This is a genomic window from Haloarcula sp. CBA1115, from assembly GCF_000827835.1.
Classification (GTDB): domain Archaea; phylum Halobacteriota; class Halobacteria; order Halobacteriales; family Haloarculaceae; genus Haloarcula; species Haloarcula hispanica.
On sequence record NZ_CP010529.1, the window covers coordinates 1,962,176 to 1,985,231 of the forward strand.

The 23,056-nt window shown below is 64.1% G+C and carries 32 protein-coding genes; 18 read left to right on the top strand and 14 right to left on the bottom strand.

Annotated elements, in window-relative coordinates; translation table 11 throughout:
* Nucleotides 1-43 precede the first annotated feature (43 nt).
* On the bottom strand, nt 44-334 hold the full coding sequence (locus tag SG26_RS09745; protein WP_004594041.1) for a DUF424 domain-containing protein: 291 nt from the start codon (nt 332-334) through the stop codon (nt 44-46).
* Nucleotides 331-1,059 carry a tetratricopeptide repeat protein gene (locus SG26_RS09750; RefSeq protein WP_014039369.1) on the bottom strand — a complete coding sequence of 243 codons (729 nt, stop codon included), beginning with the start codon at nt 1,057-1,059 and terminating at the stop codon, nt 331-333. The genes SG26_RS09745 and SG26_RS09750 overlap by 4 nt, the downstream gene beginning before the upstream one ends.
* An 84-nt stretch (nt 1,060-1,143) precedes the next feature.
* Between SG26_RS09750 and SG26_RS09755 the strand changes: the two genes are divergently transcribed.
* The 3 genes from SG26_RS09755 to SG26_RS09765 all read left to right on the top strand — a co-directional run bounded on the left by SG26_RS09755 (nt 1,144) and on the right by SG26_RS09765 (nt 3,220).
* Complete coding sequence (locus SG26_RS09755) at nt 1,144-1,542, top strand: hypothetical protein (RefSeq protein ID WP_023843107.1); 399 nt, start codon at nt 1,144-1,146, stop codon at nt 1,540-1,542.
* Between the two features lie 43 nt (nt 1,543-1,585).
* A complete protein-coding gene (thpR, locus tag SG26_RS09760) occupies nt 1,586-2,149 on the top strand; it encodes an RNA 2',3'-cyclic phosphodiesterase (protein ID WP_050037475.1) in 564 nt (187 codons plus the stop codon).
* Nucleotides 2,150-2,407: 258 nt separating this feature from the next.
* Nucleotides 2,408-3,220, top strand: a complete 813-nt coding sequence (locus tag SG26_RS09765; RefSeq protein ID WP_014039371.1) for a ZIP family metal transporter — start codon at nt 2,408-2,410, stop codon at nt 3,218-3,220.
* Here SG26_RS09765 and SG26_RS09770 read toward each other — a convergent pair.
* Complete coding sequence (locus SG26_RS09770) at nt 3,217-3,669, bottom strand: hypothetical protein (RefSeq protein WP_050037476.1); 453 nt, start codon at nt 3,667-3,669, stop codon at nt 3,217-3,219. The two genes, SG26_RS09765 and SG26_RS09770, sit on opposite strands and share 4 nt — an antisense overlap.
* Before the next feature lie 186 nt (nt 3,670-3,855).
* Between SG26_RS09770 and SG26_RS09775 the strand changes: the two genes are divergently transcribed.
* The 3 genes from SG26_RS09775 to SG26_RS09785 are packed head-to-tail and all read left to right on the top strand — an operon-like array spanning nt 3,856 to nt 4,954.
* Nucleotides 3,856-4,008: a 50S ribosomal protein L39e gene (locus SG26_RS09775; RefSeq protein ID WP_004518346.1), complete on the top strand. Its 153-nt coding sequence runs from the start codon at nt 3,856-3,858 to the stop codon at nt 4,006-4,008.
* Nucleotides 4,008-4,286, top strand: coding sequence for a 50S ribosomal protein L31e (locus SG26_RS09780; RefSeq protein ID WP_004518347.1), 279 nt, complete (start codon nt 4,008-4,010; stop codon nt 4,284-4,286). Before SG26_RS09775 ends, SG26_RS09780 begins: the two co-directional genes overlap by 1 nt.
* A 2-nt stretch (nt 4,287-4,288) precedes the next feature.
* On the top strand, nt 4,289-4,954 hold the full coding sequence (locus SG26_RS09785; RefSeq protein WP_050037477.1) for a translation initiation factor IF-6: 666 nt from the start codon (nt 4,289-4,291) through the stop codon (nt 4,952-4,954).
* A 24-nt stretch (nt 4,955-4,978) separates the two neighbouring features.
* On the opposite strand, the gene SG26_RS21600 is transcribed toward SG26_RS09785, so the two are convergent.
* Complete coding sequence (locus tag SG26_RS21600; RefSeq protein WP_023843110.1) at nt 4,979-5,143, bottom strand: hypothetical protein; 165 nt, start codon at nt 5,141-5,143, stop codon at nt 4,979-4,981.
* A gap of 96 nt (nt 5,144-5,239) precedes the next feature.
* Here SG26_RS21600 and SG26_RS21605 point away from each other — a divergent pair, with 96 nt between their 5' ends.
* The 6 genes from SG26_RS21605 (at nt 5,240) to SG26_RS09805 (ending at nt 8,870) form a co-directional block, all read left to right on the top strand.
* The gene (locus SG26_RS21605; protein ID WP_014039374.1) at nt 5,240-5,377 is read left to right on the top strand and encodes a hypothetical protein; all 138 of its coding nucleotides are present in this window, start codon (nt 5,240-5,242) and stop codon (nt 5,375-5,377) included.
* 122 nt (nt 5,378-5,499) lie between these two features.
* The gene (rpl18a, locus tag SG26_RS09790; RefSeq protein ID WP_004594032.1) at nt 5,500-5,673 is read left to right on the top strand and encodes a 50S ribosomal protein L18Ae; all 174 of its coding nucleotides are present in this window, start codon (nt 5,500-5,502) and stop codon (nt 5,671-5,673) included.
* The gene (gene pfdA, locus SG26_RS09795) at nt 5,670-6,131 is read left to right on the top strand and encodes a prefoldin subunit alpha (protein ID WP_014039375.1); all 462 of its coding nucleotides are present in this window, start codon (nt 5,670-5,672) and stop codon (nt 6,129-6,131) included. The genes rpl18a and pfdA overlap by 4 nt, the downstream gene beginning before the upstream one ends.
* Nucleotides 6,132-6,138: 7 nt before the next feature.
* The gene (gene ftsY, locus SG26_RS09800; protein WP_014039376.1) at nt 6,139-7,425 is read left to right on the top strand and encodes a signal recognition particle-docking protein FtsY; all 1,287 of its coding nucleotides are present in this window, start codon (nt 6,139-6,141) and stop codon (nt 7,423-7,425) included.
* Nucleotides 7,426-7,734: 309 nt separating this feature from the next.
* On the top strand, nt 7,735-7,974 hold the full coding sequence (locus SG26_RS20745; protein WP_079980820.1) for a hypothetical protein: 240 nt from the start codon (nt 7,735-7,737) through the stop codon (nt 7,972-7,974).
* A gap of 350 nt (nt 7,975-8,324) precedes the next feature.
* A complete protein-coding gene (locus tag SG26_RS09805) occupies nt 8,325-8,870 on the top strand; it encodes a hypothetical protein (protein WP_044951645.1) in 546 nt (181 codons plus the stop codon).
* A 51-nt stretch (nt 8,871-8,921) separates the two neighbouring features.
* Here the strand turns inward: SG26_RS09805 and SG26_RS09810 are convergent, their stop codons facing one another.
* The 3 genes from SG26_RS09810 to SG26_RS09820 are packed head-to-tail and all read right to left on the bottom strand — an operon-like array spanning nt 8,922 to nt 10,960.
* Entirely contained in the window at nt 8,922-9,572 is a 651-nt protein-coding gene (locus SG26_RS09810) for a bifunctional 4-hydroxy-2-oxoglutarate aldolase/2-dehydro-3-deoxy-phosphogluconate aldolase (protein WP_004964639.1), read from the bottom strand.
* 56 nt (nt 9,573-9,628) lie between these two features.
* Nucleotides 9,629-10,003, bottom strand: a complete 375-nt coding sequence (locus SG26_RS09815) for a cupin domain-containing protein (protein WP_050037478.1) — start codon at nt 10,001-10,003, stop codon at nt 9,629-9,631.
* A 48-nt stretch (nt 10,004-10,051) separates the two neighbouring features.
* Nucleotides 10,052-10,960, bottom strand: coding sequence for an AEC family transporter (locus SG26_RS09820; protein WP_050038267.1), 909 nt, complete (start codon nt 10,958-10,960; stop codon nt 10,052-10,054).
* 262 nt (nt 10,961-11,222) lie between these two features.
* On the opposite strand from SG26_RS09820, the gene SG26_RS09825 reads away from it, so the two are divergent.
* Together SG26_RS09825 and SG26_RS09830 are read left to right on the top strand one after the other, a co-directional pair.
* Nucleotides 11,223-12,626 (top strand): signal recognition particle protein Srp54, encoded by a 1,404-nt coding sequence (locus SG26_RS09825; protein ID WP_050037479.1) that lies wholly within the window; start codon nt 11,223-11,225, stop codon nt 12,624-12,626.
* Nucleotides 12,627-12,735: 109 nt separating this feature from the next.
* The gene (locus tag SG26_RS09830) at nt 12,736-13,134 is read left to right on the top strand and encodes a universal stress protein (protein ID WP_014039383.1); all 399 of its coding nucleotides are present in this window, start codon (nt 12,736-12,738) and stop codon (nt 13,132-13,134) included.
* A gap of 8 nt (nt 13,135-13,142) precedes the next feature.
* On the opposite strand, the gene SG26_RS09835 is transcribed toward SG26_RS09830, so the two are convergent.
* The 6 genes from SG26_RS09835 to SG26_RS09860 all read right to left on the bottom strand — a co-directional run bounded on the left by SG26_RS09835 (nt 13,143) and on the right by SG26_RS09860 (nt 18,872).
* Entirely contained in the window at nt 13,143-13,826 is a 684-nt protein-coding gene (locus tag SG26_RS09835; protein WP_050037480.1) for a co-chaperone YbbN, read from the bottom strand.
* A complete protein-coding gene (locus SG26_RS09840) occupies nt 13,827-14,570 on the bottom strand; it encodes an ABC transporter ATP-binding protein (RefSeq protein WP_014039385.1) in 744 nt (247 codons plus the stop codon).
* Nucleotides 14,567-15,325, bottom strand: coding sequence for an ABC transporter ATP-binding protein (locus SG26_RS09845; RefSeq protein WP_014039386.1), 759 nt, complete (start codon nt 15,323-15,325; stop codon nt 14,567-14,569). Before SG26_RS09845 ends, SG26_RS09840 begins: the two co-directional genes overlap by 4 nt.
* On the bottom strand, nt 15,322-16,413 hold the full coding sequence (locus tag SG26_RS09850; protein ID WP_014039387.1) for a branched-chain amino acid ABC transporter permease: 1,092 nt from the start codon (nt 16,411-16,413) through the stop codon (nt 15,322-15,324). The genes SG26_RS09845 and SG26_RS09850 overlap by 4 nt, the downstream gene beginning before the upstream one ends.
* Nucleotides 16,410-17,348 (bottom strand): branched-chain amino acid ABC transporter permease, encoded by a 939-nt coding sequence (locus tag SG26_RS09855; protein ID WP_014039388.1) that lies wholly within the window; start codon nt 17,346-17,348, stop codon nt 16,410-16,412. The genes SG26_RS09850 and SG26_RS09855 overlap by 4 nt, the downstream gene beginning before the upstream one ends.
* Nucleotides 17,349-17,480: 132 nt before the next feature.
* Nucleotides 17,481-18,872 carry a substrate-binding protein gene (locus SG26_RS09860; protein WP_014039389.1) on the bottom strand — a complete coding sequence of 464 codons (1,392 nt, stop codon included), beginning with the start codon at nt 18,870-18,872 and terminating at the stop codon, nt 17,481-17,483.
* Nucleotides 18,873-19,003: 131 nt separating this feature from the next.
* Here SG26_RS09860 and SG26_RS09865 point away from each other — a divergent pair, with 131 nt between their 5' ends.
* From SG26_RS09865 to SG26_RS09880, 4 genes are all read left to right on the top strand, one after another.
* On the top strand, nt 19,004-19,852 hold the full coding sequence (locus SG26_RS09865) for a hypothetical protein (protein ID WP_050037481.1): 849 nt from the start codon (nt 19,004-19,006) through the stop codon (nt 19,850-19,852).
* 55 nt (nt 19,853-19,907) lie between these two features.
* Nucleotides 19,908-20,486, top strand: coding sequence for a magnesium transporter (locus SG26_RS09870; RefSeq protein WP_050037482.1), 579 nt, complete (start codon nt 19,908-19,910; stop codon nt 20,484-20,486).
* Entirely contained in the window at nt 20,487-21,053 is a 567-nt protein-coding gene (locus SG26_RS09875) for a magnesium transporter (RefSeq protein ID WP_008311141.1), read from the top strand.
* Between the two features lie 100 nt (nt 21,054-21,153).
* Complete coding sequence (locus SG26_RS09880) at nt 21,154-22,200, top strand: nucleoside recognition protein (RefSeq protein ID WP_050037483.1); 1,047 nt, start codon at nt 21,154-21,156, stop codon at nt 22,198-22,200.
* A gap of 21 nt (nt 22,201-22,221) precedes the next feature.
* Here SG26_RS09880 and SG26_RS09885 read toward each other — a convergent pair whose 3' ends face one another.
* The gene (locus tag SG26_RS09885; protein ID WP_050037484.1) at nt 22,222-22,956 is read right to left on the bottom strand and encodes a GNAT family N-acetyltransferase; all 735 of its coding nucleotides are present in this window, start codon (nt 22,954-22,956) and stop codon (nt 22,222-22,224) included.
* Nucleotides 22,957-23,056: the final 100 nt, after the last annotated feature.

Here is a 23,056-nt window from a genome sequence, read left to right on the forward strand (position 1 = left end):
TTCGCAAAGACTGTCGGGGTCGGGCTTGCGGTAGCGACCGCAGTTACATCCAGAGCAGTTGTGCGTGGCGCGTCTCGCCCAGATCGAGGACGTTCTCCTCGTCGACGAAGCCGTGTTCGACAGCAACATTGACGGCGTCGTCGCCGACGATGTTGGCGACCGAACAGCGTGCGAGACTGTCGACGATTTCGTCTTCGGTAGCCGTTTCGCCGCCGTAGAACTCCTCGTTGACCGTGAGCGATACGGGGCCGTTCTCGAACGTTTCGCCCATGATGTCAGGGTCACAGACGGAGACGAGCAACCCCTCGTCGGTGTCGCGTTCGTTGAGTATCATTCAAGCAGTTGCTGTTCGGCCTCCTCGCGCATCTCGTCGACTTCCTCGGCCAGCTCCTCGGCGCGGTCGAACTCGCCGACCTCTTCGAGGGCGCGGGCCTTCTCTTCGAGCACGTCGGCGTTGCGGAAGCCGAGGCGGACTGCGTTGTCGAACGCGTCGATGGCCTCGTCGGCCAGGCCGCGTTCCAGCAGGAAGAAGCCGCGGTTGTACCAGCCCTCGCCGAAGCGCGGGTCGATTTCGACGGCGCGCTCGGCGTGTTCGAGTGCCTGCTCGGAGCGGCCGGACTTCCAGAGCGCGTACGCGAGGTTCGTCTCCGCTGTGGCGGCGTGGTCGGACTCCTCGTCGAAGTTGAGCGCTTCCTTGTACGCGCCGATGGCGGCGTCCCACTCTTCGAGTTCCGCGTGGGCCGCGCCCTTGTTCGTCCAGGCCTCCTGTTTGAGCCGGTCGTCGTCCGTGTACTGGGCGACGCGCTCGAACGTCTCGGCGGCCTGTTCGTGGCGGTTGATGTGCATGTACTCCAGGCCGACATCGAGCAGTTGCTCTGGGTCGACGGCGTCAGAGGAGACGTTCCGCTGGTCCAGCAGGTCGGTGACGACACGCGAGTCGACGGGGTCGACCTTGTCCGGGTCCACCTCAAACTCCGGCGGTTCGAGATCGAACCCTTCGTAGGGGTCGTCGAACCCCTGGCCCTCGGAGAAGGCGTGGTCGTCGTCGTGGTCTGTCATGCCTCCTGATTGACGGCCAATCCGGTTAAGGGCTACGTCCACGGCTCGTGAAGATTTAGGTGTCCTGCGGTCGGATTCCCGGATATGCGGGACCCACTGGCAGTAGACGCGTTGCTCGTCTTCTTCGGGGGTGTGTTCGCAGTCGTTAGCTGGGCTGCTCTCACCTCAAACCAGACCTCGCTGTCGCTGTCCGCCGCTGGAGCGGGCGTTGCAGGAACGGTCGTTCTGGCGGTTCTCGTCGGACGCTACTACGCGCAGCTACCGGCGTTCGGGCGCTGGGTATCCAGTCCGGCAGAGACGCCCCGGGCACGAGCGCGTGTAGCCCTCCTGATTGTGGCGGCCATTCTCGTCCGGCTATCTCTCGGTCTCCTTCCCGACACCGCCATCCCCGCTCTCTTCGGCGTCGCGGTCGCAATGGTCGCTCTGGGACTCGGACATAGTCTCTGGCGGTGGCATACAGCCCCAGATCACAGCAGTCACTGACCCCGTCGTAGCTTTCTTGCGGACACGACCGGAACCGCTAGCTATGGCCAACCGCCTGTTCGTCAGCGTCGATCTGGACGGGCTCGAAGACGCTATCGAGAGCGTACAGGAACGCTTCGACGGCGTCTCTGGGCTTCGGCTGACCGACCCCGCACAGGCCCACATCACGCTGAAGTTCCTCGGCGACACCGACCCGGACCGCGTTGACGACATCGTCACTGCTCTCGAAGGGGCGGTCGAAGACAGCGGCGTCGAGCCGTTCGAAGCCGAGTTCGGCGGTCTCGGCGTGTTCCCGGCGCTGTCCTACATCAGTGTCGTCTGGGTCGGTGTCCGCGACGGACAGGGTGGCGCGGAACTGACCGCGTTGCACGAAGCCGTCGAGGCCCGGACCGTCGCGATGGGGTTCGACCCGGAGGACCACGAGTTCACGCCGCACGCAACCATCGCCAGGATGGACCACGCCGGCGGCAAAGAGACGGTACAGGACACCGTCAAGAACGAGGACCCGGATGTCGGTCGCCTGCGTGTCGAGGAAATCCGGCTGAAAGAGAGTGAGCTGGGACCTGACGGCCCGACGTACCGGACCGTCGAGTCAGTGTCATTATGAGTGTGTGCCGTCTCGGCCAGCGGGGTTGCTGTCGGTGCGTGTTCTACACGGACACTGTTGGCGTGCATTTGTTGTCATATATCTGTTAGAATGCGTGTTGTGGCGTCGGGACTATCGTAGCACTGGCCTATAACCGAGTGAGGGGCGTCAATTAGCCGCTTGAGAACCTATTTACAGCGTGCCAGCAGACTGTTTAGGCCGACCAAAACAAATCAGGTTAGTGACAATTTTTATCGGTCCGAGCGGCGTAGGACCGATATGGTCGCCGTTGAGAACGTTGCTTTCGTGTTCGTTGCGGGGTTGCTTACGGCGCTTGCCACCGGCCTCGGTGCGATCCCGTTCTTTCTCGTTGATGAGTTCTCCGACAGATGGAACGTCCTGCTGTGGGGGCTGGCCTCGGGAATCATGGTCGCCGCATCGCTCTTCGGACTCGTCCGGGAGGGGCTGGCATACGGGTCGCCGCTGCTGATGATTCCCGGCATTCTCGCTGGCGTCCTGCTCGTCGTCGTTGCCCACGAACTTCTGGATGACTTCGACCAGTCACCCGAGCAGTTCGAGCGGGCCGACTTCAAGAAGCTTCTGCTGATTCTGGGCATTCTGACTGTCCATAGCTTCCCAGAGGGCGTCGCCGTCGGCGTCTCCTTCGCGGAACTCGGGCTGGAGTCGGCCACGCCCGAATCCGCTGTGGGTATCCTCGGCGTCTCTGTCCCGCTGCTGGCTGTGTTCATGACTGTCGCCATCTCCATCCACAACGTCCCTGAGGGGACTGCTATCGCCATCCCGCTCCGTTCGCTGGGTGTCAGCGAGTGGAAGATGGTCTGGTGGGCGGTGTTCTCCTCGCTGCCACAGCCGGTCGGGGCCGTTATCGCGTACTACTTCGTCACGCTGGCGAAGGCATTTCTCCCGTTCGGCTTCGGCTTCGCCGCTGGGGCGATGGTGTATCTCGTGCTCACGGAGTTCGTCCCCGAAGCGCTGGAGTACGGCGACGGCTTGCCGGGTGGCGGTAAACGCGAACTAACTGCCGGCGTCGCCGTCGGGGTGCTGGCGATGGTACCGCTGGCGTTCGTTTAGAAGGGCAGTTTGCTTCGGATGACGGTGAGGTCGACGAAGGCCTTCAACGGATCGTCGTAGTCATCGACGCGTGTTTCCATCCGGTAGTTCGAGTGGTCGACGGCGAAGAAGTACGGCCCGGGTTCGTCCAGTGACTCCCGTGCGCCGCCGTCGTCCGTGGACGCCCGGTAAATATCCGACCCCTCCGGCTGGACCGCTGTCTGGCTGAACTCGGGGTTCCCCGGCGGTGTCTCGTCGGGCTCCCGACCCTTGATGAACGTGTCGTACTGCTCGAACTGCTCGCGGTCAGTAAAAAAGTACACGTTGAACGGGATGTCCGCTTTGACGATATACCGTAGCTCACCGCCGGGGTCGGATACGTCCGGAATTTCCTCCTTGATCCACGCTTCGTGCGGGTCAACTCTGACGTCCTGTTGCACGCTGACGACGACCTCACCGCCCCCACCCATGCAACCAGAGCTGACGGCTGTCGCACTGACACCCATTGTCTGGAGGAATCTCCGGCGCTTCATCCATTGATAATCAGGGTCACGGACTACTTAGTTCTACGTCCGCAGTTATAGCCGCTGATAACGGGCCGCGACCGGCTCGAAAAGGAAGGAATTTAAACCACGGCGCGGAACAAGCACCATACCATGGGTAAGAAATCGAAGGCTACGAAGAAGCGACTGGCCAAACTCGACAACCAGAACAGTCGAGTCCCGGCCTGGGTCATGCTCAAGACGGACCGCGAGGTCCAGCGCAACCACAAACGACGCCACTGGCGGCGCAACGACACTGACGAATAATGAGCGCCAGTGACTTCGAGGAGCGTGTCGTCACCGTCCCGCTCCGAGACGCGCGAGCCGAACCGAACCACAAGCGCGCAGACAAGGCGATGATCCTCATCCGCGAGCACCTCGCCAAGCACTTCTCTGTCGACGAGGACGCCGTCCGCCTCGACCCCTCGATCAACGAGGCGGCCTGGGCCCGCGGTCGCGCCAACACGCCGAGCAAGATCCGTGTTCGCGCCGCCCGCTTCGAGGAAGAGGGCGAAGCCATCGTCGAAGCAGAGACCGCAGAGTAACGTTGCTCCGCGCGGCTTTCTCCGGGTCGTCGTACGTGGGTGTGTTCGCCCGTGCGACCGACGACTGCGTGCTGGTTCGCCCAGACTTAGACGAATCGCTGCTTGAGGACCTGAGCGACGAACTCGGCGTTCCGGCCGTGCCGACCACCGTCGGCCGCTCCGGGACCGTCGGTGCGCTCGCGACCGGCAACGAGAACGGGCTGGTCGTCTCCGAACGCGTCCGCGAGACCGAAATCGAACGGATTCAGGATGTCGTCGACGTGCCCATCACCAGAATGCCCGGCCGGATCAACGCCGCCGGAAACGTCGTCTGCTGTAACGACTACGGCGCGTACGTCCACCCCGACCTCTCTCGGGATGCCGTGCAAGCGGTCAAGGATGGGCTGGACGTGCCCGTCGAACGCGGCGTCATCGCCGGTGTCACCACCGTCGGGACCGCCGCCGTCGCCACCAACAAGGGCGTGCTCTGTCATCCGAAGGCCACGGACGGCGAACTCGACGCCCTCGAGGACATCCTCGACGTGCCGGCCGACATCGGGACCATCAACTACGGCGGTCCGCTCGTCGGCTCCGGGCTGCTCGCCAACGACCACGGCTACGTCTGTGGCTCGGACACCTCCGGGCCGGAACTGGGCCGTATCGACGCGGCGCTCGGCTACATCGACTGACGCGGTTTTCATTCTGCCGCCCGCTCAGGACGGATGCTGGTGGCTGAGTTTCTCCGCCACCACGCTCGGAACGGGCAGTCCGCAGTCCCCACACGCCCAGGCCCGACTGGTCCCGCCGCGCTCCAGCGTCAGGTCCTGCCTGAATCGCAGGGCCGCACCGCACTCGCACTGGTAAGTCGTCTCGCTCATAGCTGGCTGTACGTATTGCCCCGGGAAATCCATCGGGGCCGGCAACCATGACAGCTCGTGTCAAAGAATAATATAGTGCGTCCCCAAACGTCACGTATGGTCCAGCGAACACCGCCCGCGGAAGACCAGAACCGCCTCGTCTGCCGGAAGTGTGACTACTCGACAGGTGTACTCCGCCCGTCCTGTCCCGAGTGTGGCGGCGATATGGTGTACGCCCCGGCGTCCGAGGAGTAGGCCCGTCGCTCGTTTTCCAGCCGTGTGGCCGTCGCAGTCGCTGGGTAGCGGCGGCTACTCTTGTGGATGGTGGGACGGACGGAAGGGGAAGATACTTCCCTGCCCTGCCCGCACCTGCGTGTATGAGCACGTACACTGTTCGCGGTAGTTTCCCGGCCCGAGACGGCCCACAGCAGTTCGAGAAGGAGGTCGACGCGCCAAACGAGAACGTCGCTGAGGAGCGCGTTTACAGCGACTTCGGCTCCCAGCACAACCTCAAGCGCACGCAGATCACAATCGAGGAGGTGGCAGCATGATGGGCGGTGGCGGCGGTGGCGGCGGCGGTCAGATGCAGCAGGTCGCACAGGAGATCGAGCAGATGGAGCAGGAAGTCGACGCTATCGACGAGGAAATCGAGCGCCTCCGCGACAAGCAGACTGACATCGACGAGGCAATCGAGGCCATCGAGACGCTTGACTCCGGCTCCACGGTGCAGGTCCCGCTCGGCGGCGACGCCTACATCCGCGCGACTATCGAGGACATCGACGAGGTCGTCGTCTCCCTCGGTGGCGGCTACTCCGCGGAGCGCGAGCAGGACGGCGCTGTCAGCACGCTGGAAACGAAGAAGGAAACGCTGGACGACCACATCAGCGACCTGCAGGAAGAGAAGGCCGAAGTCGAGACCGAGATGGAAGAGCTCGAACAGCAGGCCCAGCAGATGCAACAGCAGCAGATGCAGCAGATGATGCAACAGCAAGAGCAGGAAGACGAGTAAGGCCGCCATGTTCGACGGACTGAAGGACAAACTCAGCGGGTTCACGAGTGACGTCGAGGAGGACGTCGACGACGACGCACTCGAAGCGGAGGACGAACCGGACGCCGACGGGGCTGACGGGGAAGCAACTGCCGACCAGGCGGCCGACGCTGAGCCCGCAACGGACTCGCAGCCGTCCGAAGACGACACGCAGGCGGCTGCGGTCGAGAGCGACCAGCCACAGACTGGTTCTGAACCGCCGGCCGCTGACTCCGACGCGATAGACGAGCCAGCCACAGCGTCGTCTACGGCAGTCGAAGACACAGACGCGATCCAGGATGAAGTTTCCCAGTCTGACGACGCCACAGAGGTAGAGGACGACTCGGCATCCGACACCGATTCGGAGTCCGAAGAAGACGACGACGGCGGCCGCGGTCTCGCCGCGAAGGCGAAGCTCATGGCGACCGGGAAGACGGTTATCGAGGAGGAGGACTTACAGAGCCACCTCGACGACCTCGAACTGGCGCTGCTGTCGAGCGACGTGGAGATGAGCGTCGCCAACGAGATTCTCGACGGCGTCAAGGAGAACCTCACGGGCCAGACCCGCCGACGGCTCTCCAGCACCGGGAACCTCGTTCGAGACGCGCTCCGGGAGTCGCTGTACGATGTCATCAACGTCGGCCAGTTCGACTTCGACGAGCGCGTCCAGCAGGCAGACAAGCCGGTAACCATCGTGTTCACCGGGGTCAACGGCGTCGGCAAGACGACCTCGATAGCGAAACTCGCCCAGTACTTCGAGGAGCGCGGACTCTCGACGGTGCTCGCCAACGGCGACACCTACCGCGCCGGAGCGAACGAGCAACTGGAGAAACACGCCGAGAACCTCGACAAGAAGATCATCACCCACGAACAGGGGTCGGACCCGACGGCGGTCGTCTACGACGCCGTCGAGTACGCCAAGGCCAACGACATCGACGTGGTGCTGGGCGATACGGCCGGCCGACTCCACACCTCGGACGACCTGATGGCCCAGTTGGAGAAGATCGACCGCAACATCGACCCGGACATGACGCTGTTCGTGGACGAGGCGGTCGCGGGTCAGGACGCCGTCAACCGGGCGCGCGAGTTCAACGATGCGGCCGAGATCGACGGGGCGATTCTGACGAAAGCCGACGCCGACCCGCAGGGCGGCGCGGCCATCTCCGTCGCGCACGTCACCGGCAAGCCGATCCTCTTCCTGGGGACCGGCCAGGACTACGGCGACCTCGAACCGTTCGACCCCGAGGAAATCGTCGACAGCCTCATCGGCGAGTAGGCCTCGGACTTCGCGGTTACTTTTGCTGCTACCTGCGGCACATGAGCGGCCATTGTCGACCCTGTTTGTGTAGAACCCGGCGAGTTCGCGCTCTTCCGACGGGAACGCACCGCGTGCGATGCGGCAAATACTGCCACTCCATCGCAGGTGTGGTCGTTTTCGCCGACAGGGGCGCGTTGAAGTCGTTTGCTGTTCATGACTGGTCCACACAGTATCGTAGCGTGATACCAATGCAGACGATCGAACGACGCGACGTTTCCGGCGATGTGAGGAATAGGGCTGACAGTGGTCCCGCGGAGGGGACCACCGATGTCTGATGGACGCTACTGCCGGCAGGTCGCGCCGGCTGATGTCGCACCCGAACTCATCGTGCTGTCGTCGGGTGACCGTGGTCTCCCTGTTGACGAGACACGGCTCGTAACTGACGGAGGCGGACCGATACCCGGTGTTCCAGACGACGGCGGCGACAATTACGGCTACGGGAGTTCCCGCGGGCATGGGGATGCTGCCCACTGCGTCCAGGTTATGACGTTGCTAAACGGCGACTGAGCGATTTTGACAGCTAAAACGGCTGTCTGACTCACAACGCAGGGCCTGATATCGTGACCCGGGGACGAAGATACCTATGCGCTCGATAACCGCTCGGGAACAGTACGGATAGTTGTAACTCGGGTCTCGAACCACACCGCAACAGGCCGATGTTCGGCTATCGAGGTGTAGAACCACCCGTGAACTGGCCGAAATACCGGACTCGAACCATTCATGATCTGAAACAGATCGTTTATGTTTGCTTTGCGAACCGGCCCACCTTCGGGTGTTGCTAAGCCGTTCTGTCGGCTCTCCGTCAGACGCTTAGCAGGTCATTCATAAACTGTCCGGCTTCTCTTCGGGCAAACGCTATGGGACGACCCACATCTCGACGGAACGTTATCAAAATCGCAGGCGGCGCACTCGTGGCGCTGGCTGGCTGTAGTGACACTGGCGGCAGCGGTACGGAGACTGGCGGTGGCGGCGGTGCCGAAGCTCCGGGCACATCTACGGCAGCAGAGACTGACGCGATGACGGAAGCCGGTACGGAATCGCAGACGGAAACTGAAGCCCAGACCGAAGAAGGAACCGGGATGGATACCGAGACGGAACTGGGCGAGAACGAAACCGATGCTCTCGGAAACGAGACGGAGATGTCGGATACTGAAACAGATCTGCCCGGCAATGAGACCGGAGTACCGGGGAACGAAACTGAAATGCCTGGCAACGGGACCGAGGCTCCAGGCAACCAAACAGGCGTGCCCGGTAACGAAACGGAAAGACCAGAGAACGAAACTGGGACGGCCGGAAACGAGACTGCGGTTCCGGGCAACGAAACTGACCTGCCCGGTAATGAGACTGGAACGGCTGGGAACGAGACAGGCAACGAGACGACCGAGAACGACACCGGAACGTAAGCCGCTGCCGCCGTGCCGGGCCTCGTTCTGCTCGGCCGGGTGAGATTGTTGCTACTCTCGGGCGGCCTCGACGGCGTCGACGAACGCCGCGGCCTGTTCGCGGACGCCGTCCATGTCGTCATTCTCGATTGCCTCGTAGTTGACCAGCGCCGAGCCCGCGCCGACAGCGACCGCGCCGGCATCAAAGAACTCGTCGACGTTGTCGGTCGAGACGCCGCCGGTCGGCATAATCGGGACGTCGCCGAGCGGACCCTGCAGCGCGCCGATGTGTGCCGGGCCGACCGTTTTCGCCGGGAACATCTTCAGGATGTCCGCACCCGCCTCCATCGCGTCGGCGGCCTCCGTCGGCGTCATGACGCCGGGGATGGCGAGGACGCCCTCACGATTGCACACGTCGATGACGTCCTCGTTGAGGTTCGGTGCGAGGACGAACTCCGCGCCGGCCTCGATGACGTTGCGGGCGGCGGCGGCGTCCATGACTGTGCCGGCCCCGATGATGGCGTCGGTGTCGTCCAGAGCCTTGTCGACCGCGGCAATCATGTCCGAGCAGCGCTTCGCGTCGGCCGTCAGTTCCAGCGCCGTGACGCCGCCTTCGTGGACGGCTGTCGCCACGTCGACCATCTTTTCCTCGGGAATCCCGCGCAGGACTGCCGTGACGCCGCTGTCGACCAGTTCCTGTTGTACCGCCTGTTTGCTCGTCATGGGCGCAACTGTGATGGGGGGGCTGAAAAGCGTGTCTGAACCGCCGAGCCCGCTCGCTACGCGTCGGGGTCGTACGGGCGCGCGATGTCGGTCGGCGGTGCGCCGACGCCGAGGACCGTGACTGGCTTGTCGGCGTCGGCGGGGTTGTGCGCGCGGTGTGGGCTCTCCGGCTCGGCGACGAACACCTCGTCGGCGGCGACCACGAACTCCCCGTCGGGCGTTTCGACGTGAAGCGTGCCCTTGAGCACGTAGAATAGTTCCTCGCGCGTCTCGTGGTAGTGGTAGGCCCGCGAGAGGTCTTCGCCGGGTGCCATCTCGTAGGTGGCCGCGTGGAGCGCGTGGAGTTCGGCGGCGTCGGAGACGCCGCGCCGGTCACAGGGGTAGTCCGCAGTTTCCGACAGGTCCTCGGGGTTGATCTGGTGATAGCCCATATCGTCGGTGGGGGCGTCGGCGGGCAAAAGCGTGACCACGGCAGGGCGTCAGGCGAACAGCCAGATCAGCACGGAGAGCGTTCCGATTGAGACCACTGTCGAGGTGAAGACGTTCAGCGAGGCGAACGCGGCGTCGCCGCCGAGTTCCGTCGTGTAGACGTACGTCGACACCGCTGTCGGGGTGCCGAGCATCACGACCGCTGCGCCCAGCGCCGTCGCGTCCATCGCTAGCGAGGAGTACACCAGCCACGCCAGCGCCGGCATCCACAGCACCTTCAGCCCGACGACGCTGACGGTCTTCTGCAGGTCCGCCACCGGGAGGTCCGTGTCGAGCGTCGCACCGATACACAGCAGGGCGACCGGGAGCGCCAGTTTGGCCGGCGGACCGAGCGCACCGACGAGTGGCTCCGGAACGGACAGCGACAGGACCGAGGCCGTGATGCCGGCCGCCAGCGCGATGAGCACCGGGTTCGTCACGAGTTTCCTGCACTCGCCCAGCAGCGAGGCGTCGCTGCCGTTGATGCGGACCAGCAGGAACACCGTCACCGGGACGTGGGTCACCGCGCCGATACCGAGGATGACGCTGGCGACGGCCGTCGCTTCGCTGCCCATCGTCGCTGCCACGAGCGGCAGCCCGAGAAACCCCATGTTGCTGTGATACGACTGGACGACGGAGACGCTGCGGCGGTCGGGGGATTCCAGCCGCCGGTGGACGAGCCAGCCCAGCGTTATCGTCAGCGCGATGACGGCCCAGAAGCCCCCGAGTAACGCCGGCGAGATAATCTCCCGCAGCGGGCGGTTGTACGTGGACCGGAATATGAGCGCCGGCAGGGCGACAGTAAAGACGAGTGTGGTGAGGATATCCGTCCGCCGGTCGGTCAACAGCCCGAAGTGGCCGGCGGCGACGCCGGCCGAAAGAAAGGCGACCATGAATCCGAGCTGCCCGAGAACGCCCATATTGTCGACCAGTCGGTTCGACCTCTTCACCCTTTCGCCACCGGTAGACGTGGAATTAATCATGCAGATGCTGTCGCACACAGATAACACGTCTCGCCCGAAGATGGCCGGAAACGTGAGATGGACCTGCCGGTCGGCCCCGCTCCGATAGCAATGAGCGAATCAGCCTCAGCCGAACGGATACGGCAGTCATCCCAGCGGTTAGCGGGCGACAGCATGACAACAAGCCTTTACCCGCGCCGTCGCGTATCTCGCGCTAACAATGGTACTCGACGATCTTGGGAGTTCGCTCCGGGGGACACTTGATGACCTCCGGGGGAAGTCCCGGCTCTCCGAGGAGGACATCGAGGACATCGTCAAGGAGATTCAGCGGTCGCTGTTGCAGGCCGACGTGGACGTCGGGCTCGTACAGGACCTCTCTGACAGCATCGAGACGCGCGCGCTGGAGGAGGAACCGCCGGCGGGGACGACCCCACGCGATTGGGTCCTTCGGATCGTCTACGAGGAACTGGTCGACCTCGTTGGCGAGTCGACCGAACTACCGCTAGAAGAGCAGACCATCATGCTCGCCGGCCTGTACGGGTCGGGGAAGACGACCACGGCCGCGAAGATGGCGTGGTGGTTCTCGACGAAAGGGCTCCGGCCGGCTATCATCCAGACCGACACGGACCGGCCCGGCGCGTACGACCAGTCCAAGGAGATGGCCGAGCGCGCCGAGGTCGACTTCTACGGCGACCCCGACGAGGACGACCCCGTGAAGATCGCCCGGGACGGGCTGGAAGCGACGGCGAACGCGGACGTTCGCATCGTGGACACGGCGGGCCGTGACGGCCTGAACGAGGAACTCATCGAACAGATCGAACGCATCGAACAGGAGGTCCAGCCCGACCGGGACCTGCTCGTGCTGGACGCGGCGATGGGCCAGAGCGCCAAGAGCCAGGCCGCCGACTTCGAGGCGGCGATTGGCATCGACGGCGTCGTCATAACGAAACTCGACGGGACGGCGAAAGGTGGCGGCGCGCTCGCCGCCGTCAACGAGACTGACTCCACCATCGCCTTCCTCGGCTCTGGGGAGACGGTCAAGGACATCGAGCGGTTCGAGCCCTCCGGGTTCATCTCGCGCCTGCTCGGGATGGGCGACCTCAAACAGCTCACCGAGCGCGTCGAGCGCGCGATGGAGGAAACCCAGGAAGGCGACGAGGAGGACTGGGACCCCGAGGACATGCTGGAGGGGCAGTTCACCCTCAAGGACATGCGCAAGCAGATGCAGACGATGAACAACATGGGGCCGCTGGACCAGGTGATGGACATGATTCCCGGGCTGGGCGGCGGGCTGATGGACCAGCTCCCCGACGACGCGATGGACGTGACCCAGGAGCGGATGCGGGACTTCGACGTCATCATGGACTCGATGACCGAGGAGGAACTGGAGAACCCCCGCGTCGTCGGCCAGTCCCGGACCAGGCGCATCTGTCGGGGCTCGGGCAAGCCCGAGGAGCGGGTGCGTGAACTCCTCCAGCAGCACAAGCAGATGGAGCAGATGCTCAAGCAGTTCCAGGGCATGGGCGACGGCGACATGGAGCGGATGATGAAACAGATGCAACAGGGCGGCGGAGGCGGCGGTGGCGGCATGGGTGGCGGCGGTATGGGGCCGTTCGGCGACTGACGCCACTTTCTCGGTCCGCGCGACGTGAGACGCGACGGTATTTTTGATGATCTATGCTCGAAATCCGGGCCAGAACTAAGGGTTGGCCCGTCCTACGGATGAAGCGAGCATGTACGAAATTGTCGCTGGGATAGACAAAAGTGAGGCTCGTGGGACCGCCATCGCGGAAGCGATAACCGAAGTTCCGATGGACACCAGCCAGGTCCGTGTTACGCTGCTACACGACTTCGAGGAGAACCCCGAAGGCGCGTCCGTCGATCAGGTGGCCTCCGTGCGCCGGGCCCGGGAAGTCCTCGAGGAGGCAGGCGTCGAGGTGGCGCTGGAAGAGTCAAGCGGCGAACCGGCCGACGCGATCCTCCGCCTGGCTGACGAGCAGGACGCCGACATGATTGTCGTCGCCGGACGCAAGCGGACGCCGACGGGCAAGGTGCTGTTCGGCAGTGTCACGCAGAGCGTGATTCTCGGCACGGATCGCTCCGTGCTGGTCTGCAGCGGCGAAGAGGAGTAACGCCGCAGTCAGACGCCGTACACTTCCTCGACCCGTTCAGCGAGCGGCGACGGGTCCGTCCGGCCAGTGATCCGCTCGACGGGCTCGCCGTCCTCGAACAGCACGACGGCGGGTGCCGCGTTGACACCGACCGACCGACAGAACTCCGGGGACCGCTCGCCGGCGACGCCGCCGACCGGGACGCCGTCCGGGAACGCGGCCAGCACGTCGTCTAACTGTTCTTTCATGGCTTCACAGGGGTCACAGAACAGTTTCCACACTGTAACGACACACCGGTCGTGGGCGTCGACGAAGGCCGCGTAGCTGTCGTCGTCGAGGTGTTCGACCGCGTCGGGGACCGGCGTCTCCGGACCTAGCTCGGTCGCCATCTGTGCCATCGTCGTCAGTTCCACGGTGGTGTACGAGTCGTCGACGTTCGACCGCAGGGTCAGGAACGTGGCGAACTCCTCGCGCGACACGTCGAGTTCGTCGACCCGCTCGGCCGCTTCGGCGGCCGAATCGAGGCCGAACACGTCGGCGACGGACTCGTGGAACTCCGTGTCGCCCATCGTCACGTAGGTGTCGTAGTACACCTCGCGGTCGGCCTCGAACGCTTCCGTCGTGCTGACTTCGTCCGTTTCCTCGTCGATGACGACGACACCTTCCGATTGCAGTGCGTCGAGTAACGCTTCGGGGGACTGTGTTTGGGACATTTAGACACCTAGGTACTTGTCGCGGGTCTCTTGGTCGTTCTGCAGTTCCTCGGCCGGTCCCTCGAAGACCACTTGCCCGCGGTCCAGCACGTAACACCGGTCGGCGATTTTCATCGCCGCCACGGCGTTTTGTTCGACCAGCAGTATCGTCGTACCGTCTTCGCTGATGCGTTCGATGGCATTCTCGACGGACTGGATGATCTGCGGAGCAAGCCCCTCATATGGCTCATCGAGCATCAACAGGTCGGTGCTCTGATGGAGCGCGCGGGCGATTGCGAGCATCTGCTGTTCGCCGCCCGAGAGTGTTCCGGCTTTCTGGGAGCGTCGTTCGTCGAGTCTCGGGAAGTACTCGTAGATTTCCGCCGTCGACATCCCTTCGTCGCGGAAATCGAGCTTCCGCCGCCAGGTGTTCGTCTTGTTGCGGACGGTGTCCGCGAGGTGCAGGTTCTCCGCGACAGTGAGATCGGTGAACACGCGCCGTTCTTCCGGGACCAGCGAGATGCCGCGGACGGCGATGTCCTCCGGCGGGTCGTTGGTGATGTTCGTTCCGTCGAACTGGATCGTGCCGCTCCGGACGTCGGGCGGCGTCGCCCCGGAGATACACCGGAGCGTCGAGGTCTTCCCCGCTCCGTTGCGGCCCAGCAGGGCCGTGATCTCGCCGTCGTCGACGTTCATCGATACGTCCTGAATGATGTGGCTCTCGCCGTAGTAGCCGTTGATGTTGTCCACGTCGAGCAGCGTCATTCTTCGACACCTCCGAGGTACGCTTCCTGCACAGCGGGGTCGTCCTGCACTTGGTCGGGGGTCCCCTTCGCGATGACTGACCCGCGGTTGAGGACGATGATACGGTCGGAGATGTCGAAGACGATCTCCATGTCGTGTTCGACCAGCAGGAAGGTCAGGTCGAGTTCATCCTTGACTCGCTTGATCAGGTCGACGGTCGATTTCGTCTCCTCGGGGCTCATCCCGGCGGTCGGCTCGTCCATCAGCAGCATATCCGGTTCGGCGGCCAGCGCAATGCCGAGTTCGAGCCGGCGCTTGTTCCCGTAGTCGAGGCTATCAGCCTGGTTCTCGCGCTCGTCGTACAGCCCGACTGATTCGAGGACCTCGTTCGCCAGTTCGTCGACCGCCGGATAGCTGTTCTGGTTCCGGAAGAAGTTGAACCGGAACGAGCCGTGCTCGGCCGCCAGCGCCGCGATAGTCGCGTTCTCCTTGACGGTCAGTTCGGGGAAGATAGAGGCCGTCTGGAAGGACTTGCTCATCCCCCGCTGGACGACCTCGTGTGGGTCCATTCCGATGATGGAATCCCCTTGGAACGCGATCTCGCCGTAGCTCGGTTCGAGCCGTCTGGTGACGAGGTTGATGAACGTCGATTTCCCCGCGCCGTTGGGTCCGATGAGGCTCACGCCTTCACCCTGTTCTATTTCCAGGTCCACTTCGTCGACGGCCGTGAGGCCGCCGAACTGCTTGGTGAGCCGCTCCGTTTTGAGGACTGTCATTCGTCCTCACCTCCGACGACCATGTCACGAACGTAGTCGATACCGCCCCAGATTCCGTTCGGGAAGAGGACGACGGCGACGACGAACACGATGCCGAGAATGAGGTGCCAGAACGGGCCGAGCGTCTCGAACCCGCTGACGATATTCTCGATGTACAGGTACAGGCCGGCACCGAACAGCGGCCCGAACAGCGAGCCGACACCGCCGAGCACGGTCATGATGACGATGCGCCCGGACTCGGTCCAGTACAGCGACTGCAGGGGCACGTAGTTCCCCTCGATGGTGAACAGGCTCCCGGCGATGCCGGCGAAGGCCGCCGAGATGATGAACGCCATGAGCTTGTACCGCCAGACGTCCAGCCCGACGAACTCCGCTCGGCGCTCGTTCTCCCGAATCGCGCGGAACACGGTCCCGTACGGCGAGTGCAGGATGCGGTTTGCCATCGCGACCGACAGCACAGTCATGACGGCGACGAACACGTACAGCATGTTGTCGACCAGCATCGACAGCGGGAACGGCACCCCGCCGTGGATGTCGATGACGCCCAGCAGGTGGCCGATATCCACGGAGGTGAACCCGTTCTCACCGTTCGTGAGGAACGCCAGCGGCGACGCCGCCAGATAGAAGGACATTTGGCCGAACGTCAGCGTCAGGATGGCGAAGTAAATCCCGCCGCGGCGCAGCGACAGGAAACCGACGATCCACGCCATCAACACTGCAAACACCGTGCCGGCGAGCAACACTAGCAGCGGCGAGCTGCTCACGCTCGCGCTGAAGATACCGGCGGCGTAGGCCGCGCCGCCGAAGAAGACGGCGTGGCCGAACGACAGCAGGCCGGTGTACCCCAGCAGGATGTCGAATCCGACGGCGAAGATGCCGTAGATGAGTATTAGCGTCGCCAGCTGCGTGTAGCCGTTGAGGAAGTTGTTGAACAGGAACGGGAAGACGGCCACACCCACGACCGTGAGCAGCACCGTCGATATCTCCCGGTCGCGGAAGCTGGCCCAGCGGTCACCGAGACCGCCGGTGACCTCCGCCTCGGCGTCGGCCGCCGCCGTGGCAGTCGCGTCGCGCGGTTCGTCGCTCACGAGACATCAACCTCCGAGCCCAGCAGCCCCTGTGGACGCACCAGCAGGATTATCGCCGCGAGCGCGTAGATGCCGACCTGGCTCCAGGCGGCGTAGCCGGTCTGGATTAAGAGTACCTGCAGCGTCCCGAGCATCAGCCCGGCCACGACGGCCCCTTCTATCTTCCCGACGCCGCCGATGACGACGGTCAGGAACGCCGGCACCAACTGTTCAGTGCCGATGTTGGGGTTGACGTTGGCGAGCGGGCCGCCGACGACGCCGGCCACGCCGGCGAGGGCGGCACCGATGCCGAAGACGACGAGGTACGGCCGGCTCAGTTTAATTCCCAGGAGGCGAACCATCTCGTCGTCGAGGGTACCGGCCTGAACGATGAGGCCGAAGTCAGTGTACTCGACGAGGGCGTACACGCCCAGAACGAGGACTGCCGTAATCGCGATGACGCCGAGTCGCCAGCGCGGGAAGTTCCCGACGACAGGCAGCGCGATGGGACCGGATGCCCACGAGGGCTGTGGGAACGGCTGGCTGTTCCCGCCGAGCATCGCTCTGAGCAGTTCCTGGACGATGATTGCGAGTCCGAACGTGACGAGAATCTGGTCGGTGTCGGGGCGGTCGTAGAACGCCTGTGCAAGGAAGCGCTCCATCAGGAGGCCGATAACGAACACGACAATCGGCACGATGACCAGTGCAGCAATGAATCCCAGTCCGATGCCGTATGACTGGATGCCCCATTCTACCAGTTGGCCGTCATTCAATGGAACACTTCCAGTTATGAACAGCCCCAGATACGCACCGACGAGGTACAGTGCCCCGTGCGCGAAGTTAACGAATTTTAGCGTCCCGAGGATAATCGACAGTCCGACCGCGAGCAGGACGTAAATCGCGCCCTGTTGCAACCCATTCAATAAGATGGTGAGGATGTCCGCGAGTAGCGTCACGCCGGATCCCCCCCACCGCACTCTTCTCGTACTCTCTGCGTATTCCTAATCATGCTAGTTTTTGTGTATCAAGTAAGGCAACCTCATGCACTATAAATCATGAGGGGTACGGTCCCCTGCCCGGATTCTGCCCTATTCGTCGCCGTACTCGCCGAGTTCACACTCCGCGGCCGGTCCGGAATCGCACCCGTATCCGACGTCGTCTCGGGACGTGATCTCGACAATCTCGATGAAGTTCCCGTCGCCTTGCTCGCTCTCCGGCAGCCCTTGTGCGACCGGAATGTCACGCTGGGCCTGGTGGTCGCAGGCACGCATCGTCTCCTGACCCATGCCGATGTTGCTGTACTCGTAGTCCTCCAGTTGGCGGATGACCTCCGGCGGGTAGAACGTGCCCGCTCGTTCGGCGGCGGCCGCGTACTGGAGCGTCTGGGCGTAGGCGAGCTGGGCCGGACCGGACGGGACGCGGTCGTACTCGTCCTGGAAGGCCTGCGTGAACGCGTTCGACGCCTCGTTGTCGATCTGGGAGTCCCAGGCGATCGTTCCGTAGATGCCTTCGATGGAGCCACCGGCGGCCTGTGCCATCGGGCGGTTGTACAACGGGACGACGAGCTCCATGTCCTCGTCGATACCGGCATCGACGGCCTGCGAGACGGAGTTCGCGCCGTCCAGCCCGTAGTGGTTCAGGACGAGCACGTCCGCGCCGCTGTTTGCGGCCTCCGAGAGATACGAGGAGAAGTCGCTGGTCCCGAGCGGCGTCGGCACGCTGTCGACCTCTTCCCAGCCGATCTCCGAGAGGAACTGGTTCATCGAGTCCTGTTGGGTCTGGCCCCAGGAGTAGTCGGCGTACAGCTGGTAGAACTCGTTGTCCGAGCCGTACTCGCTTTCAAGCACCGGCGCGAGTGCCTGTCCGGTCATGTACGCGTTGAACATCTCCCGGAACCCGTACCGGGCGCAGTCTTTGCCGGTCGTGTCGTTCGAGTGGGTCAGACAGGCCATGAACATGACGTTCTGCGACTGACAGAGGCCCTGCACGGCGATGGCCACTGCGCTGGAAGAGCCGCCCGAGATCATCACCACGTCGTCCCGGTTTATCATCCGCGAGGCGGCCTGTCGAGCGGTATCGGCGTCGGTCGCCGTGTCGCCGTTCACCGAATCGACCGTGTACCCGAGGACGCCGTCGCCGCTGAGGTCCTCGAAGCTGTCCACCCAGCCACCCCCGTTGTTGAGGTGCTTCTGGGCGAGTTCGTACGCCCGTAGTTCGTCCTGGCCCTCTGAGGAGTAGGGCCCGGACTGTGGAACGTTGAACCCGAACGTGACCGTGTCGCCCTCGACCGGGAAGTTCCCGAGCGACGGGTAGTCGTCGCCACCGTCGCCGCCACCGTCGCCACCATCGCCGCCATCGCCGCCACCATCGCCACCGTCGCCACCGGAACAACCGGCCAGTCCCGTCAGCCCTGCCACACCTGCAACGCCCGTACTCTTCAGCAACTGTCGTCGGTTGACCGTACTGCCATTAGTTGGCATGTTCCATACGGTGGTTCAATCTATCATAATAGTTTCGGTAGGTTAACCAACGGTTTCACATCCATGCACTGACAGATATCGGATAAATGGCGATCCGTAGACTTATTCCGATCTGGTTGGTTTGCTAGAGCATGGCGAGGAATCTGCGTCGGCAGTTACTCGTCTTCATCGTCGTCGTTACCGCGGGCTGTGGGGGGTTCGGGTTCAGCGGCGGCGACGACTCGGCGACGCCGGTGACGCCCGCCCCGGTGCCGACCGACTCCGCGACCACGTATCCGGCCGGCGTCGGGGCGACGGGCGTCACCAGCCCATCTCTGCTCGGTTCCGCACACGGTGACCGTCTCAACGGAACCGGGTACACGCTGACGATGAACCGGACCGTCAGATATGCAAACGGGTCGTTGCGGTCCAACCTCCGAGTCCAGGTCGTGCTGGACGCGAACCGGACACACCTCGCCAACGTCACTGTCCGCGGCCCTGCCGCCCCGGTGCTCCTCGGTCGGCCGCCGGCGACCGCGTCGTTCTGGTCCGACGGCGATACGTATCTCCGCCGACTCGTGCGCGACAACCAGACGATCTACAACGAGTACGACCCGCCGGACAGCTACGCCGGAACGTGGCGGTACTGGGTTCACGCCGCCGCGTTGAACGGCCGTCCGGCCGCCGACGTCACTCGGACCGTTGCCCCGTTCCACACCCGGACCTTGCAGCCCCAGCAGTCAGACGGCACCGTCTACGTCATCAGGGGCGACCGGCTACGGGAAAACATCTCGTCGGCAGCGTGGACGAGCCGGGAGAACGCGACGCTCGTCGCCCACGTCACGCAGTCGGGCCTTGTCCGGCACTACCGGACCGAGTATACGACGCTCACGGACGGCGACGAACCGGTCACTGTAACCAGAACTGTCAGGTTTACCGCGGTCGGCAACACGACGGTCGGACCGCCGCCGTGGCGTGACAGGGCGCAGTCGACCGGTTGAGGGCGCGCCAGCGCTATCAGGGGGCTTTTTTTCGCTCGCCGCCCTTCGCCCTGCAATGACTGTCCGCGAGGTGGCACTCGAAGCCTACCGGGAATCGCTCCCGGTGCTGGCGCTCAGTGCGGTCGGTGGCCTCTTCGCGGGCGTCGTCCTCGGCGGTATGGACGCGGAGCTACAGGACGTCGCCGGGCTGCTCGTGCTCGTGCCGGCGCTGCTCGCCACTCGGGGGAACGTCTACGGCTCGCTCGGCGCACGCCTGGGGTCGGCACTCCATCAGGGGCTTATCGACCCTCGGTTTTCCTTCGACGACGACCGCATCAACGCCGCCGTCGCGGCGGCACTGGCAAACGGCGTGCTCATCAGCGGCGTCGCTGCGGTGATGGCTGTCGCCCTGCTCGCGCTGGTCGGTCGACCGTCGGCCCCGCTCACGACCCTCGTCGCCATCGCGCTCATCGCGGGCTTCGTCTCCGGACTGCTGTTGACCATCGCCGTCGTCTCGGTCGTGTTCGTCGGTTACCGCCGCGGACTCAATCCCGACACGCTGGCCGGCCCGGTCGTGACGACGACGGGCGATGTGGTCGGTATCGCGACGCTGCTGGGCGCGACCCGCCTCGTCCTCGCACTGGGGGGTGGCTGAGTGGCGGAGTTCGCGTCCCAGTGGTCGGTTTCAGGTATCGTCCGGACGATGTTCCCCATCCTTGTCGTGCTCACTGCTATCGAACTCGGGAGCGGCCTCGTGCTCGATACCTTCGAGGGAACGCTGCTGCAGTACCCGTCGTTGCTCGTGCTCGTCCCGGTGACCATCGGGATGGCGGGCAACCTCGGCAGCATCCTCGCGGCGCGGTTTTCGACGGCGTTTCACCTCGGCCTCCTGTCGTTCGCGGCGACTGACGACCGGCTCGCCGGCAACGCAATCGCCACCGTTGCCCTCGCGGTGACGCTGTTCCCGCTCGTCGGTGCCGGTGCGTGGCTCCTCCAGGCCGTCATCGGCGGCACTGCGCTCCCGCTCCGGACGGTCGTTTTGGTCGCGCTCGTCAGCGGGAGTCTGCTGGCGGTGCTTGCTATCGTCGTGACGACGGTGACGACCTACGCCGCCTACCGGTTCGAACTGGACCCCGACGACGTGGTCATCCCCGTCGTCACGAACGTCTGTGACGTGCTGGGCGTGGTGGTGCTGTTCGGCGCTGTGCGGGTGTTCGTGTGATCTGGTGAAGTGGCTGTGCTAGCCACAGACGCGATTGCTCGCTCAGCGCGATTCTGTCGCTACCGATGGGCATTTGCCAGCTAGACCACTACTTTCAGACGTGCAGTCGCTCGTCGCCGCCGTGCTTGGCCACCCCATAGTCGCTGTCCTCGGAGAGGTCGCTATCAGGGTCCTCCGTATCACGTTCTTTCTCTCGTTTGGCGTGTTCCTCGCGGAACTGGCGGTCGCGTTCGGACTGGTCGAGAAAATCGCCGTTGTCTCGCGCTATCTCACGTCGCCGGCGAACCTCCCGGACGAGGTTGGCACCGCTATCCTGACGACGACGGCGTCGACAACCGCCGGCTACGGGATGCTCGCCGACTTCCGCGAGTCGGGCGTGCTGTCCGACCGTGCGACGATAATCGCCGTCACCATCAACACGTTCTTCGGCTTCGCCCAGCACATCATCACGTTCTACGCCCCGATACTCATCCCGATTCTTGGCTTTCGGGTCGGGGTGCTGTACGTCGCCACGCGGGGGCTCATCGCGCTGGCGATTACGCTGACCGGCATCGCCGCCGGCGCGGTCCTGCTGGACGCGTCCAACGTCGGCCGGTCGGCCGCCGGTGCCGGCCCAGCCCCCGACGGCGGGACGGCCGACGACGCGGGCGACGTGTTCGACGAGCGTCCGGAGAGCCGCCGGGCGGCCGTCAGGACGGCGTTCGACGCGACAGCCGAGAAGGTCCGCGATATCCTGCCGCGGCTGGCGGCCATCTACGCTGTCGTCTCACTGCTCGTCACCTACGGCGACGAACTACTGGCGCTGGCTGGCAGCGACGGGGCCTCCGTCACCGCCGCTGCCGACGGGTTCGCTGGGCTGCTCGGCTTGCCCGGCGCGGCCATCCCCGTCATCGCCGCCTACGCCCTCGATACGACCTCGGGGGCGACGGTCATCGCGCCGCTCATCCGGAACGGAACCTTCACTGCCCGGACCGCCGTGGCGACGATGCTCGTCGGCGGCATCATCTCCTTTGCCGTCTCGACGTTCAAGCGCTCGATTCCCTTCCAGTTCGGCATCTGGGGCCGGGAGTTCGGCTCGAAAGTCATCGTCGTCAACACGGGGCTGAAAATCGTCTGGATCGCGCTGGCGCTGGCCGTCCTGCTGTAGTGAGAAACCGGTGGTCCGCCGTCAGTCGAACGTGTAGGCCATCATCACCTCGTCGACCTGCTCGCCGTCGATGCTGTAGTGGTTCCGGCGGATACCCTCGGTGTTCCAGCCGTGGTCTTCGAGGAACACCATCGCGTTCTCCGTGATCGCCGGCACGCTGTTGTACAGCTTCCGGTAGCCGTTGGCCTTCGCCCAGTCCAGCCCGCGTTGCATGAGCTGGCTGCCGATGCCCTGGCCACGCTGCTCTTCCCTGACGCCGACAGTGAGCTGGGCCGTCTCGCGAAGCTTGTCCAGTTGCGGGATATCGAGGTGACACCAGCCGACGACCTCCCCGTCGACTGTGGCGACGAAGAACACCCGCGATTCGACCGTGTTGTGTCGCGTGACGGCGTCCTCGTACAGCAACTGCTCGGCGACGCTCTCGGCGACGACGTACGTGCCGTCGCTGGACACGTTCCGAATGGTCTGGACGAGTCCCTCGAAATCGTCGTTGTGGGCCGGCCGAATCGTGTACGTCAGCCCGTTCGTGGTGTGTTGCTCGACCGAGCCGACATCGAGCGCCAGCGTCAGGGTCCCGCCGTCGTCCTCGATGTACCCCTTCGACAGGAGGTGTGTCAGTGCCTCCTCGAACGCCTCCGGCGAGAGGTCAACCATCTCACGGACTCTGTGCCGTGCCGCCGTCCCGTGTCGCTCGACGTGCTGATACACCTCCATCGCCGCGCTGGTCTCGAAAGTCGGCCGTTCGACAGCGTCCATAACAGACACATCTACTAGCAGATTATTAACAATTGTTATTTGGTAACACAAAACATGAAACGCGGTGGGAGTTCTGTCCGAGCAGCCCTGTTCGAACGTG

Bases quoted from the DNA above. Each gene is read 5' to 3' on its own strand.
- SG26_RS21605 (WP_014039374.1), top strand. From the start codon at position 5,240: ATGGTCCAGCGAACACCGCCCGCGGAAGACCAGAACCGCCTCGTCTGC.
- SG26_RS09815 (WP_050037478.1), bottom strand. From the start codon at position 10,003: ATGGGCTATCACCAGATCAACCCCGAGGACCTGTCGGAAACTGCGGAC.
- SG26_RS09770 (WP_050037476.1), bottom strand. From the start codon at position 3,669: ATGGGTGGGGGCGGTGAGGTCGTCGTCAGCGTGCAACAGGACGTCAGA.
- SG26_RS20745 (WP_079980820.1), top strand. From the start codon at position 7,735: ATGTCTGATGGACGCTACTGCCGGCAGGTCGCGCCGGCTGATGTCGCA.
- SG26_RS09805 (WP_044951645.1), top strand. From the start codon at position 8,325: ATGGGACGACCCACATCTCGACGGAACGTTATCAAAATCGCAGGCGGC.
- SG26_RS09835 (WP_050037480.1), bottom strand. From the start codon at position 13,826: ATGTCCCAAACACAGTCCCCCGAAGCGTTACTCGACGCACTGCAATCG.
- SG26_RS09885 (WP_050037484.1), bottom strand. From the start codon at position 22,956: ATGGACGCTGTCGAACGGCCGACTTTCGAGACCAGCGCGGCGATGGAG.
- SG26_RS09860 (WP_014039389.1), bottom strand. From the start codon at position 18,872: ATGCCAACTAATGGCAGTACGGTCAACCGACGACAGTTGCTGAAGAGT.
- SG26_RS09750 (WP_014039369.1), bottom strand. From the start codon at position 1,059: ATGACAGACCACGACGACGACCACGCCTTCTCCGAGGGCCAGGGGTTC.
- SG26_RS09780 (WP_004518347.1), top strand. From the start codon at position 4,008: ATGAGCGCCAGTGACTTCGAGGAGCGTGTCGTCACCGTCCCGCTCCGA.
- SG26_RS09820 (WP_050038267.1), bottom strand. From the start codon at position 10,960: ATGGGCGTTCTCGGGCAGCTCGGATTCATGGTCGCCTTTCTTTCGGCC.
- SG26_RS09775 (WP_004518346.1), top strand. From the start codon at position 3,856: ATGGGTAAGAAATCGAAGGCTACGAAGAAGCGACTGGCCAAACTCGAC.
- thpR (WP_050037475.1), top strand. From the start codon at position 1,586: ATGGCCAACCGCCTGTTCGTCAGCGTCGATCTGGACGGGCTCGAAGAC.
- rpl18a (WP_004594032.1), top strand. From the start codon at position 5,500: ATGAGCACGTACACTGTTCGCGGTAGTTTCCCGGCCCGAGACGGCCCA.
- SG26_RS09840 (WP_014039385.1), bottom strand. From the start codon at position 14,570: ATGACGCTGCTCGACGTGGACAACATCAACGGCTACTACGGCGAGAGC.
- SG26_RS09745 (WP_004594041.1), bottom strand. From the start codon at position 334: ATGATACTCAACGAACGCGACACCGACGAGGGGTTGCTCGTCTCCGTC.
- pfdA (WP_014039375.1), top strand. From the start codon at position 5,670: ATGATGGGCGGTGGCGGCGGTGGCGGCGGCGGTCAGATGCAGCAGGTC.
- SG26_RS09810 (WP_004964639.1), bottom strand. From the start codon at position 9,572: ATGACGAGCAAACAGGCGGTACAACAGGAACTGGTCGACAGCGGCGTC.
- SG26_RS21600 (WP_023843110.1), bottom strand. From the start codon at position 5,143: ATGAGCGAGACGACTTACCAGTGCGAGTGCGGTGCGGCCCTGCGATTC.
- SG26_RS09845 (WP_014039386.1), bottom strand. From the start codon at position 15,325: ATGACAGTCCTCAAAACGGAGCGGCTCACCAAGCAGTTCGGCGGCCTC.
- SG26_RS09870 (WP_050037482.1), top strand. From the start codon at position 19,908: ATGACTGTCCGCGAGGTGGCACTCGAAGCCTACCGGGAATCGCTCCCG.
- SG26_RS09765 (WP_014039371.1), top strand. From the start codon at position 2,408: ATGGTCGCCGTTGAGAACGTTGCTTTCGTGTTCGTTGCGGGGTTGCTT.
- SG26_RS09825 (WP_050037479.1), top strand. From the start codon at position 11,223: ATGGTACTCGACGATCTTGGGAGTTCGCTCCGGGGGACACTTGATGAC.
- ftsY (WP_014039376.1), top strand. From the start codon at position 6,139: ATGTTCGACGGACTGAAGGACAAACTCAGCGGGTTCACGAGTGACGTC.
- SG26_RS09755 (WP_023843107.1), top strand. From the start codon at position 1,144: ATGCGGGACCCACTGGCAGTAGACGCGTTGCTCGTCTTCTTCGGGGGT.
- SG26_RS09830 (WP_014039383.1), top strand. From the start codon at position 12,736: ATGTACGAAATTGTCGCTGGGATAGACAAAAGTGAGGCTCGTGGGACC.
- SG26_RS09865 (WP_050037481.1), top strand. From the start codon at position 19,004: ATGGCGAGGAATCTGCGTCGGCAGTTACTCGTCTTCATCGTCGTCGTT.